Consider the following 15,773-nt stretch of genomic DNA (forward strand, 5'->3'; position numbering starts at 1 on the left):
CATCGCCGTCCCCGGCGTACACGCCCGCCAGTCGGACGCCTGTCGATTGCGGTCGGGGTCAGAGATGACGCAGCGCAGCGATGGTGTGCGGCCCGAGGCCGAGCTCGCGGGCGACGCCCAGGTCCGCCGCGGTGTCGACGTCGGTGCGCAGGTCGGCCCACTCCCGGCCGGCCGGGTCGAGTTCGACGGCGCCGGCGGCCCGGTGGGCGGCCGCCGAACCGGGACCGAAGCGGGGAGCGGGGACGCCGGTACCGGTGCCGTGCAGCAGCACCGTCCCGGATCCGTCCCGGTCGGTGACGAAGCTCGAGCGGTGTTCACCGGCGGCGCGCAACACGGCGGCGACGGACGTGCTCGTCGCCGCCGGCAGATCGGCCTGCACGTACATCAGGCCCGTCGACTCGGGCCACGCCTCGCGCGCCCAGCGCGCACCGTCGACGAACGCGGAGTTGAGACCGGCGTCCGCGGGTGCCCGGTGCGGCGACTCCCGCAGGCCGCGCATGCCCGAGCGCCGCGCCGCGGCGAGCACCTCGTCGTCGGGGCTGACGACGACGAGCCGAGAGATCCCGGCGCCGCGCAGGGCGTCGACGGTGTCGAGGAACATCGCCAGGACGAGGAAACCTCGGGCGACGGGGTCGTCACCCTCGAATGCGGTGGACAGCGTCGCCGCCAGTCGTGACTTCGCGCGGTGCAGATTCTTGACCGCCAGCACGGCCGCGACCGACGTCGCGACGGGCTCGTTGCCCCCCGCGTCGACGACCGTGGAGTCGGCGCCCGCGCCGACGGTGCTGTGTTCCATGCCGACCATCATGATGCACCGACCCCTGGTCGGTGACATTCCGGGTCGGCCATACCCGGCAGGGCACTAGGGTGAGCAGGGTCGGCCGTCCGGCCGGCGCCGGCGGTGGGAATACGGAATTGGGCTTGCCCGGTGGGAGGTTGCGGTGCGCGCAGCGGTGATGGGTGCGGGTTCCTGGGGAACCTCGGTGGCGAAGGTGCTGGTCGATGCCGGTACCGACACCGTGATCTGGGCGCGGCGACCCGAACTCGCCGAGGCGATCAACACCGAGCACGTCAACGCCGACTATCTACCCGGCATCGCGCTGCCCGCCGCGCTCACCGCGACGAGTTCGGCGGTCGATGCCCTGCTCGGCGCCGACGTCGTCGTCTGCGGTGTCCCGTCGCAGTCGTTGCGCCCCAACCTGACGCAGTGGACTCCCTACATCGGGTCGGATGCGTCGCTGGTGTCGCTCGCCAAGGGCATCGAATCCAACACCCTGCTACGGATGAGTGAGGTCATCGCCGAGGTGACCGGTGTCGCCGACGACCGGATCGCGGTGCTGACCGGGCCGAACCTGGCACGCGAGATCGCGGAGGGTCAACCGGCGGCGACCGTGATCGCCTGTGCCGACGAGGCGCGGGCGGTGACGCTGCAGAGCGCGTTCAGTACGCGATACTTCCGGCCGTACACCAACACCGACGTCGTCGGATGTGAGATCGGCGGCTCCGCGAAGAACGTCATCGCGCTGGCCTGCGGGATGGCCAGCGGCATCGGGTTCGGTCAGAACACCCTGGCGACGATCATCACTCGTGGGCTCGCCGAGACGATCCGGCTGGGCGTCGCGGTGGGCGCGCAGATCGAGACGCTGGCGGGTCTGGCGGGGATCGGGGATCTCGTCGCGACGTGTTCGTCGCCGTTGTCGCGCAACCGCACGTTCGGCGCGCGGCTGGGGGAGGGCGCCACCATGGCGCAGGCTCAGGAGGCCACCAACGGGCAGGTCGCCGAGGGCGTCAAGTCGTGCTCGTCGGTGCGTGCACTGGCCGAACGACACCAGGTGCCGATGCCGCTCACCGACGCGGTCCACCAGGTCTGTCACGACGGCATGTCGGTGGCCGACGCGGTCAATTCGCTGCTGGGCCGCAGCACCAAGCCGGAGATCTACCGGGACTGAGCGCCCGCCGCCGATCAGCCGAAGTCGAGCGGTCCCCGTTCAAGGGTGCGGTCGATCAGTCCCGAGATGTCGGTGATGGGTCCGTTGCCGGCGTTCGTCGGAATCCACATCGCGACATAGGGCCGGTGGTCGACGCACACATAGGCCTGGCCCGAGCCGTCGACCGTGTCCGTGATGAACCACTGGACCCCGGCCTGGCCGGCGGCATGGATCTCCTGGAGATTGCTGGTGGGAGACAGCTCGGCAGGTCGGGTCACCCCACACCGAAGTGTCATGTCGTCGCCCGGGCCGGTCGACGGCCACGTCGCGCGGTCGCCGGAGACCTCTTTGGTGCCGAAACCCTCGAAGGTGTCCGGTGCTTCGGTGAGCAAGCGGGTGCACTCCGCGGCGACCGGGCCGACGGAGTCGTAGGACTCGATCGGGGTCACCGGATCGGGGCGCATCGCGGCGAACACGATGAAGCCGGCGAGCACCATCACGGGAATGGCTACCAGGGTCGCGACGAGTGCGGGGCTGAGACGTCCGCCGCCGCCATACCGCGCGGAGTCCTCGGCGGATTCGCCGTCGACGGGATCCTGCTGGGTGTCATCCGAACCTGCTGACGTCACCCCACAACAGTAGGAGTCGGTCTGCCGAACCCGCGCACGGGGACCCGTCACGATCACCCGTCGTCGGCGGCCGGCCGACGCCCCTCAGCGCGTCGTGGGGACCACCGGGCAGGTCAGGGTGCGGGTGATCCCGTCCACCTTCTGGATCTGCGGAACCACGTTCTCGGTCAGGTGGGTGGCATCGGACGCGTCGACCCGGACGATCACGTCGTACGGCCCACTGACCTCTTCGGACGAGGCGACCCCGGCGATCTCGGCGATGGTCGCAGCTGCGAGGGCGGCCCTGCCGACCTCGGTCTGGATCAGTATGTATGCCTGAACCACGGACATCCTCTCCGTCTGTGTCGTACCCGCGCCACATCGTATGAGGCACATCGTCGACACGGGCTGTCGTACCGGCGGCTCGGCGCATGCGCGGTCGTCGGGCAGTGCACGACTGCCGCGGGCGGCCGGACTGTTGCGGATCGCTCCCGCCCGGCGGCCCCATACACTGTGGCACACATTGTCACCGACAACCCTGTGCGCGCGCGACCGGAAGAGGAAAGGCCCCGACGAGTGACCTTCGACGAGACAGGTCGGCAGGACCGCGCGATCGACCGGACCGACACGGTCGGGGCGATCGGTGAGCGTGCCGTGATCGCCGCGTTGACCGCGTCCGCGACCTCCGGTGAGCCCGCCGACGACATCGTGATCGGATCCGGTGACGACGCAGCCGTTCTCGACATCGGCGGATCGGCGGTGATCAGCACCGACACCGTCGTCGAGGGGCGCCACTTCCGATTCGACTGGTCGACGCCGGAGCAGGTCGGCGCCCGCGCGGTGGTGCAGAGTGCCGCCGACGTCGCCGCGATGGGCGGCCGCACAACGGGTCTCGTCGTGTCCATCGCGTGTCCGTCGGACACGCCCGTCGGCGTCGTCCTCGACCTCAACGACGGCGTGGTCCGCGCGGCACACGGACAGGGGGCCCGGGTGCTGGGCGGCGACCTCGTCGCGGCCGGTCAGGTGGTGGTGAGTGTCACCGCGGTCGGCGCGCTCGAGGGTCGGCCCCCCGTCTCGCTGGGCGGTGCCCGGCCTGGTGACGTCCTCGCGGTGAGCGGTCCGCTGGGGGCCAGCGCCGCGGGACTCGCGGTGCTGTCCGATCCGCGTCCGGTGGTCACCCATTGGTCGGAACTGGTTGCACTGCACCGAGTTCCGAACCCCGACCTCACCCAGGGGCCGGTCGCCGCGGCGGCAGGTGCGCACGCCATGACCGACATCTCCGACGGCCTGGTCGAGGAACTGCTCACCATGTCGAGGGCTGCCCAGGTCGCCATGACCGTGCATGGCGACGCCGTACCGCGGCGCCCGGATCTGGCTGCCGCGGCAAGCGAACTCGGGGCGGACGTCGACCGCTGGGTACTGGCCGGCGGCGAGGACCATCACCTGCTCGCGGCGTTCGGCGGGCCCACGGTGCCGCCAGGGTGGACCGTCATCGGCTCGGTGGGGGAGAAATCCTCGTCGGCGCCCGAGGTCTGGGTCGACGACCGCCGGGTCGGCGGGCCCGGCGGTCTCGAACTGCACGGGTGGCAGTCCTTCGCCGACCCGACTGGTGACTGAGGTCCCCGGGGCGCACCATTAGAGTCGCCTCATGGCGATTTACGCACTCGACGACCGAGAACCGGTCCTGGGACAGGACACCTACGTGCACCCGGACGCGGTGGTGATCGGCGCGGTCACCCTGGGCGACGGTGTCTCGGTGTGGCCGGGCGCGGTACTCCGCGGCGACTACGGGACCATCACCGTCGGCGCCCGCAGCAACATCCAGGACGGCACCGTCATCCACTGCACGGTTCTCGACCCGACCGTGATCGGCGAACGGTGCGTCGTCGGACACAACGCGCACATCGAGGGCGCGACGATCGGAAACGACTGCCTCATCGCCTCGGGATCGGTGGTCCTGAACGGGTCCACGGTCGGCGACGGCGCGATCGTCGGAGCCGGCGCGGTGGTCCCGTTCAAGTTCGACGTTCCCTCGCGACGGATGGCGCTCGGTGTACCGGCCCGGCTCCGCGACGGCTACGAGGTACCGGAGGGGCACACCGAACTCAACTGCGAGATGTACTTCCAGAACGCGCAGCACTATCGCACCGCCCTGAAACGACTGGACTGACGACCGCCCACGACGGAGGCAATCGAGTGACCGCACCACCCAAACCCCTTGCCGAACTGATCGACCCGGGCTGGGCGCAGGCGCTCGCCCCGGTCGAGCCGCTCATCACCGAGATGGGCCGGTTCCTGCGCACCGAGATCGCCGAGGGGCGGCGCTATCTGCCTGCGGGACAACATGTCCTGCGGGCATTCACGCGCCCCCTCGACGACGTGCGCGTGCTGATCGTCGGGCAGGATCCATACCCGACGCCCGGACACGCCGTCGGACTGAGCTTCTCGGTGGCGCCCGACGTGCGCCCGATCCCGCGTTCCCTGGCGAACATCTACACCGAGTACTGCGCCGATCTCGGTTACCCCATGCCGACCACCGGGGATCTCACGCCGTGGGCGGACAACGGTGTGCTCCTGCTGAATCGCGTGCTCACGGTGGCCCCCGGCGAGCCGGCCTCTCACCGGGGGAAGGGCTGGGAAGAGGTGACCGAGTGCGCGATCAAGGCGCTTGCCGCCCGCGACGAGCCGCTCGTCGCGATCCTGTGGGGCAGGGACGCCGCGGGACTGGAGAAGTGGCTGCCCGACGTCCCGACCATCGTGTCGGCGCATCCGTCACCGTTGTCGGCCTCGCGCGGGTTCTTCGGATCCCGACCCTTCAGCCGGGCCAACGAGGAACTGATGGACCTCGGCGCCGAGCCGGTGGAGTGGCGTCTGCCGTGACCCTTCGCTCGCGCCTCAAGGATCTCCTTCGCTCCCTGAGGAGCGCCCGGAGCTTGCGGAGGGCGCGTCACGAAGGGTCCTGGCGACCGAGGTTGCGAAGACCCGTTGCGAAGACCCTTCGTGACGCTCGCAAGCTCGCTCCTCAGGGAGCGGACAGGGGCTCGCAAGCTCCCTGATCAGAGGGCAGTACTGAGGTGCGAGGAGCGTTGGCGACGAGCCACGAAGGGTCGCGCCTCAGCGGCCCCGGGTGAAGTCCGGCGCGCGCTTGCCGACGAAGGCGTCGACTCCCTCGATGCCCTCGGGCAGTCCGGACCGTTCGGAGATGGAGCGGGCTTCGAGGGCGAGGTGCTCGACCAGCGTGGTGTCGGCGGCGACGGCCAGCAGACGCTTGGTCATCGCGTCGGCGTCACGGGGACCCGACGCGATGGCCTCGGCGGCCGTGCGCGCGGCGGACTCGACCTCGTCGTCGGCGACGATCTCCGACAGCAGCCCCCACTGCTGGGCCTCGTCGGCGCTGATGATGCGGTCGGTCAGGATGATCTGGCGTGCCCGGGCAGCGCCGACGGCGCGGGGGAGGGTCCAGGTGAGACCCCCGTCGGGGGTGAGACCGATACCGCGGTAGGCGGGCCGCAACCGGGTCGACGGACCACCGACGGCGACGTCGGCGTGCAACACCAGCGACATGCCCGCGCCGGCGGCCCAGCCCTTCGCGGCGACGACGACGGGGCGGTCCGCCTCGTACAGGGCGCCGACGAGCTGATGGAAGTTGTCGGCGATCTCGCGCAGATAGGTCGGGCGGTCGTCCGCACCGGCGAAGGCGCGGACGTTGCCGCCGGCGCAGAAGTTCTTGCCCATTCCGATGAGCAGGACCGCCCCCACGTCACGCTGTCCACGCGCGACCTCGCGCAGTGCCTGGGCTCCCGCGGCGAGGGCAGTGTCGTCGAGCGAGTTGCCCGCGCCCGCCGTCGAGACCGCGATGGTGAGGACGCCGTTGCTTTCGTGCACCAGAGCATCGGTGTCGTCTACGGCAGCGGGGGCGGTGGGGTTCGATGAGGCCATGCGCGAAACCCTATCGCGCACACACCAAAGACCCGATGCCGGGGAGCTTGCGCTCATGGCATCGGGTCTCGTGCTCTCGGACTCCCACCCGCGGACGGGCGAGGAGGTCAGACAGCTGCGGTCTTGCCGGCCTTCAGGCAGGAGGTGCAGACGTTCTTGCGCTTGCGGTTGCCGGGGGCGACCTCCACGCGAACGGACTGGATGTTCGGGTTCCAGCGGCGGTTGGTACGGCGGTGCGAGTGAGACACCGACTTGCCGAAGCCCGGGCCCTTGCCGCAAATATCGCAGACGGCAGCCATCGTCGAACTCCCTTGGTAGATGATCATGGTCTGGTGTTCAGCCGCTCGGATCGATCGGCACCACCGGTGGGTGTGCGCGCTCGAGGCGAAAGGCAACCCTGCAAGGATAACCAGGTCGTGGGGGCGTGACCAAATCCGAGCCGATCCGCCACCCGGTCCCGCTCGGTCGCGCCGCACGGTCGGACACCCCGAGTAACCTTGCCCACAACCTCACCAGCCGGTCACGTTGCGCGCGAGAGCACAGTACGTCGCGCGCCGCGTCTGCGAGAAAGAGCCACCGTGTGATCGCCCGCACCGTCAACCCGCAGTTGCTGCGCGATTGGGCCCGAGTTTCGGTCGAACAGCTCGAGTCGCTGCGCGGCGAGATCAACGACCTCAACGTGTTCCCGATCCCCGATTCGGACACCGGGAGCAACATGCTCTTCACGATGCGGGCCGCGGCCGAGGCGGTCGAGAAGACGCCGCCCGACGCGTCGCTGCCCGAGGTCGCCCGCGCGATGGCCGACGGCGCGGTGGCGCAGGCGCGGGGCAACTCGGGGATCATCCTCTCGCAGGTGCTGGTCGGACTCGCGGACGGTGCGGAGATCCTGGGCGACACCGACGCCCTGACCTTCGCCGAGCTGTCGACGCTGGGTCTGCGTCTCGGTTCGCTCGCGGCGACCCGTGCGGTGAGCGAACCGCGCGAGGGCACGGTCCTCACGCTGGTGCGGGTCGCCGCCGAATCGGCCGCGGCGCACGAGCACGAGTCCCCGGCCGACCAGGTGCGCGCCGTCGCCGACGACTGCGCCGAAGCGCTCGAACGCACCCCGGAACAGCTGTCGGTGCTCGCGAACGCGGGCGTGGTGGACGCGGGCGGGCGTGGCTTCCTCGCGATCGTGGACGCCATGGTCAAGGTCATCACCGGCGTCTCGCACCGCCGCCGGCGTTACCGGGGCATCCTCACCGACAGCACCACGCTCGGTCACGGACCGGACGACAGCTGCCTCGACGGGAGCGACCAGGACTTTGAGGTCATGTACCTCCTCGACGGCGCGGCCGGCGAGCAGATCGCCGAACTGCGCGAACGTCTGGACGAACTCGGCGACGCGGTGGTGATCGTCGGTGACAGTTCCAGCGGTGAGGGCGAACGCTTCTCGGTACACGTCCACACCTGCCACCCGGGTGCGGCGGTCGAGGCCGGCGCGGGCATCGGGCAGCTCTCGGATGTCCGGATCACTTGCTTCGCCCTCGATGCCATTCGGGCACAGGCGGATTCGGCTGAGCCGCCGCCTCGGCACAAACGGGCCGTGGTGGTCGTCGTGTTCGGTGACGGTGCGGCCGAACTGTTCGGCGAGGCCGGTGCGGTCGTGCTGCGCGCCGACGACGGACTCTCCGCCCACGAGCTGGGCCGCGCGATCCGCGACACCGACAGCGCGCACGTCGTCGTGATGGCCAACGGCGCATTGACATCGCAGGATCTCGTCACGGTCGCCACCGAGGTGCGGTCCACCCAGCGTTCGGTCCTGATGCTGCCGACGTCGTCGATGACCCAGTGCCTCGCCGCTCTCGCCGTGCACGATCCGAGCGAGGTCCCCGACGTCGACGCCTACGCGATGGCCGAGGCCGCCGCCGGGGCACGCTGGGGATCGCTGCAGTCCGCGACCACGAGGATGATGACGCTGGCGGGGATGAGCGAGGTCGGTGACGTGCTGGGGCTGATCGGCGACGACGTGCTCGTCGTGGCGCCGGATCAGACGTCGGCGTGCACCGCCCTCGTCGACCTCATGCTCTCCACCGGAGGCGAGCTGGTCACGGTGCTCGCCGGGGTCGAGGTCGACGAGGCCGCCCTCGAGGCCGTCGCGGAGCAGATGCGGCGCAGCTACCCCGGCATCGAGTTGGCGGTGTACCGCACCGGACAACGCACCGATCTCGTCCAGGTGGGTGTGGAGTGACCGAACTGGCACTGTCGGATTCGCTGTCCGACGTCCTGGGGACCAAGCCCGCCGAACAGCTCGCCACAGTCGGCGTGCACACGGTCGGGGAGCTGTTGCGGTACACGCCCCGCCGCTACATCCGGCGCGGCCACGTGGTCGACCAGGAGCGTCCCGAACCGGGTGAGTGGCTGACGATCGTCGGACGGATCACCAAGTCCGATCTCATCAAGATGAGGAGCCGCAAAGGGTCGTTCCTCAAGGTGAAGGTCACCGACGACAACGACGTCTACGAGGCCAGTTTCTTCAACGCCCACCGCCTCAAGGGGCTGTTCCGACCCGGTGCACGGGTGATGATGGCCGGCGCGGTCAAATACTTCCGCGATCAGATCCAGTTGTCGCATCCGGAATGGATGATCCTTCCCGACGGCGACCCGGAGATCGAGGACGTCGTCGGTTCCAAGATGCTGACCGAGATGTACGCGATCGAGGAGCAGATCACCGGAGAGCGCGGCGATCACCCGCTGGTCACCATGTTCGACCGCGACATCCTGCCGATGTACCCGGCCAACAAGAACATTCAGACCTGGGACATCCTCGGCGCGGTCCGTCGGATCCTGAGTGAGAGCGCGCCGATTCCCGACGCACTCACCGAAGCCGAACGCCGCGCGCGGGGTCTCGTCAGCACCGACGAGGCGATCCGCAAGATCCACCTGCCCGATGCCGAGGACGACGTGAAGGTCGCCGCCCATCGGCTCAAGTTCGATGAGGCGCTGGCCATCCAGACCGTGCTGGCGCAGCGCCGGCTGGCGGGGCGGAGCGAGTCGGCGCCACCGTGTCCACGCGTGCCCGGTGGTCTCGAGGACAAGTTGCGTGACCGACTCCCGTTCACCCTGACCGACGGTCAGGTCGAGGTGGGGGAGGAGCTCGCCGAGGATCTGGCCCGCGCGCAGCCGATGTCGCGGCTGTTACAGGGCGAGGTCGGGTCCGGGAAGACACTCGTGTCGTTGCTGGCAATGCTGCGGGTCGTCGACAACGGGTACCAGTGTGCCATCCTGGCCCCGACGGAAGTGCTTGCCGCACAGCACTACCGGACGATGAAGACGATGCTGGGCGACCTCGCCGAGGCGGGCGAACTGACCGCGGCCGACGGCGCGACGCGCCTCGCGCTGCTGACGGGTTCGATGAAGACCAAGGGCCGGCGCGAGACGCTCCTCGACGTGGTGACGGGCCAGGCCGGGATCGTGATCGGGACCCACGCGCTCCTCGAGGACAAGGTCGAGTTCTTCGACCTAGGACTCGTCGTGATCGACGAACAGCACCGCTTCGGCGTGGAGCAGCGAGATGTGTTGCGCGGCAAGGGCCGCAACGGACGGATACCGCATTTCCTCGTGATGACCGCGACGCCGATCCCGCGGACCGTCGCCATGACCGCCTTCGGCGACCTCGAGACCTCGGTCCTCCGGGAGCTGCCGCGCGGCCGGCAGCCGATCACCACGTCGGTGGTGCCCACCGGGAAATCCTCATGGGTCGACCGGGTGTGGTCGCGCGCCAACGAGGAGATCGACGCCGGCCGTCAGGTCTACGTCGTGTGTTCCCGCATCGGCGACGGGCCCGAACCCGAGCCCGACGACAACGAGGAGAAGGGCCCGCGGACGACCTCGGTCCTCGAGCAGTACGAGGCCCTCGTCGCCGGCCCGTTCGCGCACCGACGCGTGGAGCTCCTGCACGGCCGCCTACCCGCCGACGAGAAGAACGCCGTCATGGATGCTTTCGGTCGGGGCGAGGTGGACGTGCTGGTGTCCACCACCGTCATCGAGGTGGGTGTCGACGTGCCCAATGCGACCACGATGGTCATCGTCGACGCCGATCGGTTCGGCGTGAGCCAGCTGCATCAGTTGCGCGGTCGTGTGGGACGCGGGCGGCATGCGGGCCTATGCCTGCTGATGACGAATGCCCGGGACGGCTCGCCGTCGATGGACCGCCTCCGCGCCGTGGCCGGTTCGAACGACGGATTCGAGCTCGCGCGAGTCGATCTCGAGCAACGGCGGGAGGGTGATCTGCTCGGGTCCCTACAGTCGGGCGTCAACACGTCGTTGCGGTTCCTGTCCCTGCTCGAGGACGTCGAGGTCATCGAGGACGCCCGCGAACTCGCGGAAGACGTGGTGAGCGAGGACATCACGCTGCTCGAACACCGGCCGCTCGCCGACCTCGTCGACGGTATCCTCGTGCCGAACAAGATCGCCTACCTCGACAAGTCCTGACCGCTCGGCCTGAGGCCAGTTGTCGCGCATCGATGCGCCTGGCGCACCAGGTGGCTTCGACTCGGCGCCTCGACCTCGACGCGCTCCTTCGTCGCCTGCTCGGCCCGGCGGCTTCGCTCGGTGCCGGCTCGACCAGCGGAAGTGGTGCCACGTTCTGCGACACCGGTACCGGCCGATCGACACACGGAACCAGAAGGTGACCGCGTGCGTCTGAGAATGCATGGTGATGCGTTCGCCGACGCTGCGACGACTCCGCATGCGGATCCGATGGATGCGCTGGACGCCGCGGGACTCGCCGTCCTGGTCGCCACGGCAGTGGGCGGTGCTCGTCGCCGCCGTCGTCACGGCGGTGATGGTCGCCGTCGGCGTCGACGCCTTTCGGGCCGGTCCCGACACCGACCCGAGGATTCGGACGATGGCGGGGCAGGCGGCGTCGTCGCTCGCCTCGATCCCGATCAGTGCGGGTCGTACCGACCGACCGGATTACGACCGATCCGCGTTCGGCGCCGCCTGGTCGGACGCCGCGTCCGTACCCGGAGGCGGCAACGGATGCGACACCCGTAACGACGTGCTCGCCCGAGATCTGCGCGACATCCGAGCCGGGCCGACGTCGAGTTGTCCACGTGCCGTGCTGGCGGGCGAACTGCGGAGCCCGTACACCGGCGATTTCATCGTCTTCCGGCGCGATCGGAGCGCGTCTACGGTGCAGATCGACCACATCGTCCCGCTGTCGTATGCCTGGGACATGGGTGCCTGGTCGTGGACACCGGCGAAGAGGCTGGACTTCGCGAACGACCCCGCCAATCTCGTTGCCGTCGACGGATATTCGAACCAGGACAAGAGTGACTCGGAACCGGCGCGCTGGATGCCACCGGCGCGGGGCTTTTGGTGCCAGTACGCGATCCAGTTCGTGATCGTCACGGAGGCTTACGGATTGACGATCGACGAGCCGTCCCGACGAGTCCTGACGGAGGCGCTGCGGTGTGGGTGACGCCGCGGCGCCGATGACAGGGTGGAGCGGACTCCGGCGGCCCCGGGGATCACGGCGAAAACGTCGGCGGGCCGCCGGCCGGACGTTTGACCTGCGCGAAGGTCTCGGTGCCGGCGAGGGTCACGAGTGCGGAGAAGAGCGCCTCCGCGTCGGCCCCGGTCGGGATGTCGGAGAGGACGGGACCGAAGAAATGGTTGCCGTCGATCCCGATGATGGGGCTGCCGCCCGCCTCACCCAGAGCATCCTGACCGCGTTGATGGGACGCGCGCAGGGCGTCGTCGAGCGACTCGTCGTCCATGGCCTCGGTCAGGCCGGCGGGGAGGCCGGTGTCGACGAGGATTTCCGACACCGCCGCGGGAGTCATCTCGTCGCCCAGGTGGTGGAGCCGTCGGCCGATCGCCGAGTACAGGGGCTCGAGCACGTCGGCCCCGGACTCGGCGACGGCCGCCATCAACACACGTCCGAGACGCCGCGAGGTGTCGAGTTGCTGCCTCTGCTCGTCGGAATCCGGCTCCTGGTCCTCGTTCAGGATGGCCAGACTCATCACGTGCCAGTCGACGGAGGCGTCGTGTGCCTGAGCCCGGTCGATGAGCCATCGCGATGCCGCCCAGGCGAAGGGGCACACGGGGTCGAAGTGGAAATCGAAGTGGGTCATGAGAACTCCGGTGGTCTCGGACGAATGTGCAAGGGGATTCAGGACTGTGCGGTCAGGGAATCGATCGCGGCACGCAACTTCCCCGCGGCATCACGTGCGACCGGTTCGAGGTCGGGTTCGCCCGAGACCTGAACCATGAGGTCGGGATTCATCGCCTCGACGAGCGTGTGGTCGGGGTTGCCCGGGTCGGCGCGGACGACGACGTTGCACGGCAACAACAACCCGATCTGCCGCTGGACGCCCAGCGCCCGGTGCGCCAGCGGTGGATTGCATGCGCCGAGTATCAGGTACGGCTCCATGTCCTCGTCGAGTTTCGTCTTGAGCGTCGCCTGGACGTCGATTTCGGTGAGAACGCCGAATCCCTGGTCGGCGAGCGCGGCTCTGGTCCGTTCGACCGCCTCCGCGAAGGGGTGCGGCAGCGTGGTGGTCAGTGCGAGTGACATCGTGTGTCCTTTCGTGTCGGCCCTCGAGGGGCGTGTACCCGATTCGGGTGAGGTCAATGCGAGAAGCTGATCGACGGGAGAATCCGGCGCAACCAGGATGGTGTCCACCACGCCGCCCGGCCGGTGATGCGTAGCAGCGCCGGCAGGAGGGTGAGCCGGATCAGGACGGCGTCGAGCAGGACCGCCACACCCAGGATGATCCCCATCTCCTTCGGAGGGAGTGGTTCGGCCAGGGCGAAGGTGAAGAAGACGGCGACCATGACCGCAGCTGCGGCGAAGATGATCCGCCCGGAGTGGGCCATGCCGTCGACCTGCGCGGTCGATGGATCCCCGGACCGTTCGTGGTGTTCCTTGGCGGTGGCGAGGAGGAACACGGTGTAGTCCATCGCGATCGCGAAGATCATGGCGAAGAAGAACACCGGGGCCCAGCCGTCGAGAAATCCCTGAGGTGTGAAGCCCAGCAGGTCTGACAGGTGCCCGTCCTGGAAGATCAGCTTCGCGACGCCGAACGCCGCTGCGGTGGACAACAGGCTCACCACAGTGCCGATGAGTGCGATCAGCGGTGCTTGGAGTGACGCCAGCAGCAGGAGGAAACCGAGGACGAGAATGACGGCGACGACCAGCGGGAAGTAGTCGTTCAAAGCCTGCTGCAGGTCGAGGTTCTCGGTGGGCTCGCCGCCGACCAGAGCGCCGTCGGGCAATGCGTCACGCAGGTCGTCGACGATCGTGGCCATCTGGCGGGCGGACGGATCGACGGCCGGAAGAGCCTGCATGAGAACGAAGCCCGAGTCGTCCGCGGCCGGCGTCGCGGGAGTGACCATGGTGATCCCCGGGGACTGTGCCGCGACCTCGGCGGCCCGCTGCGCCTCGTCGGCGGGTGCGACGATCTGCAGCATCCCCGGTGCGCCCTCGCCCATCTGCGACTGCACCAGTTCATAGCCCTGGCGGACGGGGGCATCGGCCGGGACGACACCGATGGAGGGCATCGCGACCTTCAACCCGACGACCGGGATCGCGAGCGCGACGAGAACGACCAGGGAGCCGATGGCGACAGCCCACGGATGGCGCTGCAGGAAGCCGCCCCAGCGTGCGAACACCGGCGAACGGTGTTGCTGGCGGCGCGCGTACGGCAGCGAGAGGGCATTGATCCGGCCACCCAGGGCGCCCAGCGCGGCGGGCAGGAGAGTGAGGGTCGCCGCGAGGACGAAGGCCACCGCGAGCATGATTCCCACCGCCATCGTGCGTACCGCCGGTGCCGGAACCAGCAGAACGGCCGACAGGCTCACCAGAACCGTGATGCCGGACAGCAACACCGCCTTGCCTGCGGTGTCCATCGTCTGCGCCACCGCCGCGCGCATGTCGTCGCCCTGCTCCCGGACCGAGTCGCGGAACCGCGACACCAGGAACAGTGCGTAGTCGATGCCCAGAGCCAGCGCGAACATCATCGCGAAGTTCATGGCCCACACCGAGATCGGGGTGACCTGGTTCAACAACACCAGACCGCCCGCGGATGCGACGAGACCGGCGATGGTCAGCAACAGTGGCAGACCGGCCGCGACGAGCGACCCGAAGGCGAGCACCATGATCGTCAGCGTGACCGGCCACGAGAACAGCTCGGCCTTGATCATCGCGTCGTGATTGGCCTTGTTGAAGTCGCTCCACAGGGCCGAGGCACCCGTCGGGTACACCTCGATCCCGTTCCCGGACAGGGCGATCAACGCGCCCTTGTGCTCATCGACAGCACGCACCATCTCGTCGGTGTCGGCGGCCGCGCCCACGATGACGATCCCGGTGTGGCCGTCCGGGCTGATCGACACGCCGGGCTGTGGTGGGACGACCTGCGCGAACCGGCTGTCCGCGCCGGCCAGTGCCGCGATCTCGCCGACCACCTCTCGAACCGCGGGACCGTCGACCATGTCGCGCTCGGAGTGGACGACCACCTGCACCGCGGCCGACGAGTTTCCGCCGAAATGTTGCTGGGCCAGCTCGCGGACCTGCACGGACTCCGACCCGTCGGCCTGCCAGCCCGCGCCCGCGAGTGCGGAGAACACCGACGGTGCCGCGGCCCCCAGGACGAGAAGCACGAGTAGCCACACGCCGAACACCCAGCGGGCGTGCGCGGCCATGGCCGCACCCCACCGGCCGAGGACCCCGGCCGAGGGGCCCGCGGGGTCGGAGGTGGTCGCCTCGTCGTCGGACAGGGCGGTGATCGGCGCCATGGTTTTCCTTTCTCATATACCCCTAGGGGTATCCATCTGGCGGCCAACATACCCAAGGGGGTATCTTGGCGTCAAGAATCCAGCACCAACCGCACGTCGGTGGTGCACGACAGCGAGGAGGCCTCGATGGCCGATGACGTGAGGCCCCACCCGGCCGTCGGCGACGACGCGATGAGTGCCGTCCTCAACCGGTTACGCCGAGCTCAGGGGCAACTCGCCGGTGTGATCGCGATGATCGAGGCGGGGCGCGACTGCAAGGACGTCGTCACCCAGCTCGCCGCGGTGTCCCGCGCGCTCGACCGCGCCGGCTTCAAGATCGTGGCCTCGGGAATGCGGCAGTGCATCGAGACCGTTGACGGTGAGCAACCGCCGTTGACCGAGGCAGAGCTGGAGAAACTCTTCCTCACACTCGCCTGAGGCGCCGACCGTGGATCTCGTTGGGGACTCCGAACCTGCGGCGTTACTCTGAGAACGGCACTTTCCGGGCGGTCGCGCCCGGAACCACCGAAGTCGAGGA

General features: G+C 69.2%; 16 protein-coding genes. 8 read left to right on the forward strand and 8 right to left on the reverse strand.

Annotated features, from left to right (window positions below; all coding sequences use genetic code 11):
- Positions 1-58 precede the first annotated feature (58 nt).
- A complete protein-coding gene (cofC, locus tag ACFVHY_RS11010) occupies positions 59-796 on the reverse strand; it encodes a 2-phospho-L-lactate guanylyltransferase (RefSeq protein WP_390271684.1) in 738 nt (245 codons plus the stop codon).
- Between the two features lie 145 nt (positions 797-941).
- On the opposite strand from cofC, the gene ACFVHY_RS11015 reads away from it, so the two are divergent.
- The gene (locus ACFVHY_RS11015) at positions 942-1,949 is read left to right on the forward strand and encodes an NAD(P)H-dependent glycerol-3-phosphate dehydrogenase (protein WP_058252120.1); all 1,008 of its coding nucleotides are present in this window, start codon (positions 942-944) and stop codon (positions 1,947-1,949) included.
- Between the two features lie 14 nt (positions 1,950-1,963).
- Here the strand turns inward: ACFVHY_RS11015 and ACFVHY_RS11020 are convergent, their stop codons facing one another.
- Both ACFVHY_RS11020 and ACFVHY_RS11025 read right to left on the reverse strand, forming a co-directional pair.
- On the reverse strand, positions 1,964-2,557 hold the full coding sequence (locus ACFVHY_RS11020) for a DUF3515 domain-containing protein (protein ID WP_068970242.1): 594 nt from the start codon (positions 2,555-2,557) through the stop codon (positions 1,964-1,966).
- A gap of 84 nt (positions 2,558-2,641) precedes the next feature.
- Positions 2,642-2,887 carry an Lrp/AsnC ligand binding domain-containing protein gene (locus tag ACFVHY_RS11025; RefSeq protein ID WP_058252118.1) on the reverse strand — a complete coding sequence of 82 codons (246 nt, stop codon included), beginning with the start codon at positions 2,885-2,887 and terminating at the stop codon, positions 2,642-2,644.
- 225 nt (positions 2,888-3,112) lie between these two features.
- Here ACFVHY_RS11025 and ACFVHY_RS11030 point away from each other — a divergent pair, with 225 nt between their 5' ends.
- The 3 genes from ACFVHY_RS11030 to ACFVHY_RS11040 are packed head-to-tail and all read left to right on the forward strand — an operon-like array spanning position 3,113 to position 5,416.
- Entirely contained in the window at positions 3,113-4,153 is a 1,041-nt protein-coding gene (locus ACFVHY_RS11030) for a thiamine-phosphate kinase (RefSeq protein WP_390271686.1), read from the forward strand.
- 31 nt (positions 4,154-4,184) lie between these two features.
- Positions 4,185-4,706: a gamma carbonic anhydrase family protein gene (locus ACFVHY_RS11035; protein WP_058252116.1), complete on the forward strand. Its 522-nt coding sequence runs from the start codon at positions 4,185-4,187 to the stop codon at positions 4,704-4,706.
- A 26-nt stretch (positions 4,707-4,732) separates the two neighbouring features.
- Positions 4,733-5,416: a uracil-DNA glycosylase gene (locus ACFVHY_RS11040; RefSeq protein ID WP_390271688.1), complete on the forward strand. Its 684-nt coding sequence runs from the start codon at positions 4,733-4,735 to the stop codon at positions 5,414-5,416.
- Between the two features lie 234 nt (positions 5,417-5,650).
- On the opposite strand, the gene ACFVHY_RS11045 is transcribed toward ACFVHY_RS11040, so the two are convergent.
- Both ACFVHY_RS11045 and rpmB read right to left on the reverse strand, forming a co-directional pair.
- Positions 5,651-6,475, reverse strand: a complete 825-nt coding sequence (locus tag ACFVHY_RS11045; protein ID WP_390271690.1) for an enoyl-CoA hydratase/isomerase family protein — start codon at positions 6,473-6,475, stop codon at positions 5,651-5,653.
- A gap of 107 nt (positions 6,476-6,582) precedes the next feature.
- A complete protein-coding gene (gene rpmB, locus ACFVHY_RS11050; RefSeq protein WP_004023092.1) occupies positions 6,583-6,774 on the reverse strand; it encodes a 50S ribosomal protein L28 in 192 nt (63 codons plus the stop codon).
- 281 nt (positions 6,775-7,055) lie between these two features.
- On the opposite strand from rpmB, the gene ACFVHY_RS11055 reads away from it, so the two are divergent.
- From ACFVHY_RS11055 to ACFVHY_RS11065, 3 genes are all read left to right on the forward strand, one after another.
- Positions 7,056-8,705: a DAK2 domain-containing protein gene (locus ACFVHY_RS11055; RefSeq protein WP_390271692.1), complete on the forward strand. Its 1,650-nt coding sequence runs from the start codon at positions 7,056-7,058 to the stop codon at positions 8,703-8,705.
- Complete coding sequence (gene recG / locus ACFVHY_RS11060) at positions 8,702-10,948, forward strand: ATP-dependent DNA helicase RecG (protein ID WP_390271694.1); 2,247 nt, start codon at positions 8,702-8,704, stop codon at positions 10,946-10,948. The genes ACFVHY_RS11055 and recG overlap by 4 nt, the downstream gene beginning before the upstream one ends.
- Before the next feature lie 226 nt (positions 10,949-11,174).
- Complete coding sequence (locus ACFVHY_RS11065; RefSeq protein WP_390271696.1) at positions 11,175-11,939, forward strand: HNH endonuclease family protein; 765 nt, start codon at positions 11,175-11,177, stop codon at positions 11,937-11,939.
- Positions 11,940-11,988: 49 nt separating this feature from the next.
- On the opposite strand, the gene ACFVHY_RS11070 is transcribed toward ACFVHY_RS11065, so the two are convergent.
- From ACFVHY_RS11070 to ACFVHY_RS11080, 3 genes are read right to left on the reverse strand one after another with little or no spacing between them, the layout of a single operon-like run.
- On the reverse strand, positions 11,989-12,594 hold the full coding sequence (locus ACFVHY_RS11070; RefSeq protein ID WP_390271698.1) for a DsbA family protein: 606 nt from the start codon (positions 12,592-12,594) through the stop codon (positions 11,989-11,991).
- A 38-nt stretch (positions 12,595-12,632) separates the two neighbouring features.
- Positions 12,633-13,037 carry a DUF302 domain-containing protein gene (locus tag ACFVHY_RS11075; protein ID WP_390271700.1) on the reverse strand — a complete coding sequence of 135 codons (405 nt, stop codon included), beginning with the start codon at positions 13,035-13,037 and terminating at the stop codon, positions 12,633-12,635.
- A gap of 53 nt (positions 13,038-13,090) precedes the next feature.
- The gene (locus tag ACFVHY_RS11080; RefSeq protein ID WP_390271702.1) at positions 13,091-15,256 is read right to left on the reverse strand and encodes an MMPL family transporter; all 2,166 of its coding nucleotides are present in this window, start codon (positions 15,254-15,256) and stop codon (positions 13,091-13,093) included.
- A 126-nt stretch (positions 15,257-15,382) separates the two neighbouring features.
- On the opposite strand from ACFVHY_RS11080, the gene ACFVHY_RS11085 reads away from it, so the two are divergent.
- Positions 15,383-15,673 carry a metal-sensitive transcriptional regulator gene (locus ACFVHY_RS11085; RefSeq protein ID WP_390271704.1) on the forward strand — a complete coding sequence of 97 codons (291 nt, stop codon included), beginning with the start codon at positions 15,383-15,385 and terminating at the stop codon, positions 15,671-15,673.
- The last annotated feature ends 100 nt before the right edge of the window (positions 15,674-15,773 follow it).

Source organism: Gordonia sp. NPDC127522 (assembly GCF_042672305.1).
Classification (GTDB): Bacteria; Actinomycetota; Actinomycetes; order Mycobacteriales; family Mycobacteriaceae; genus Gordonia; species Gordonia hongkongensis.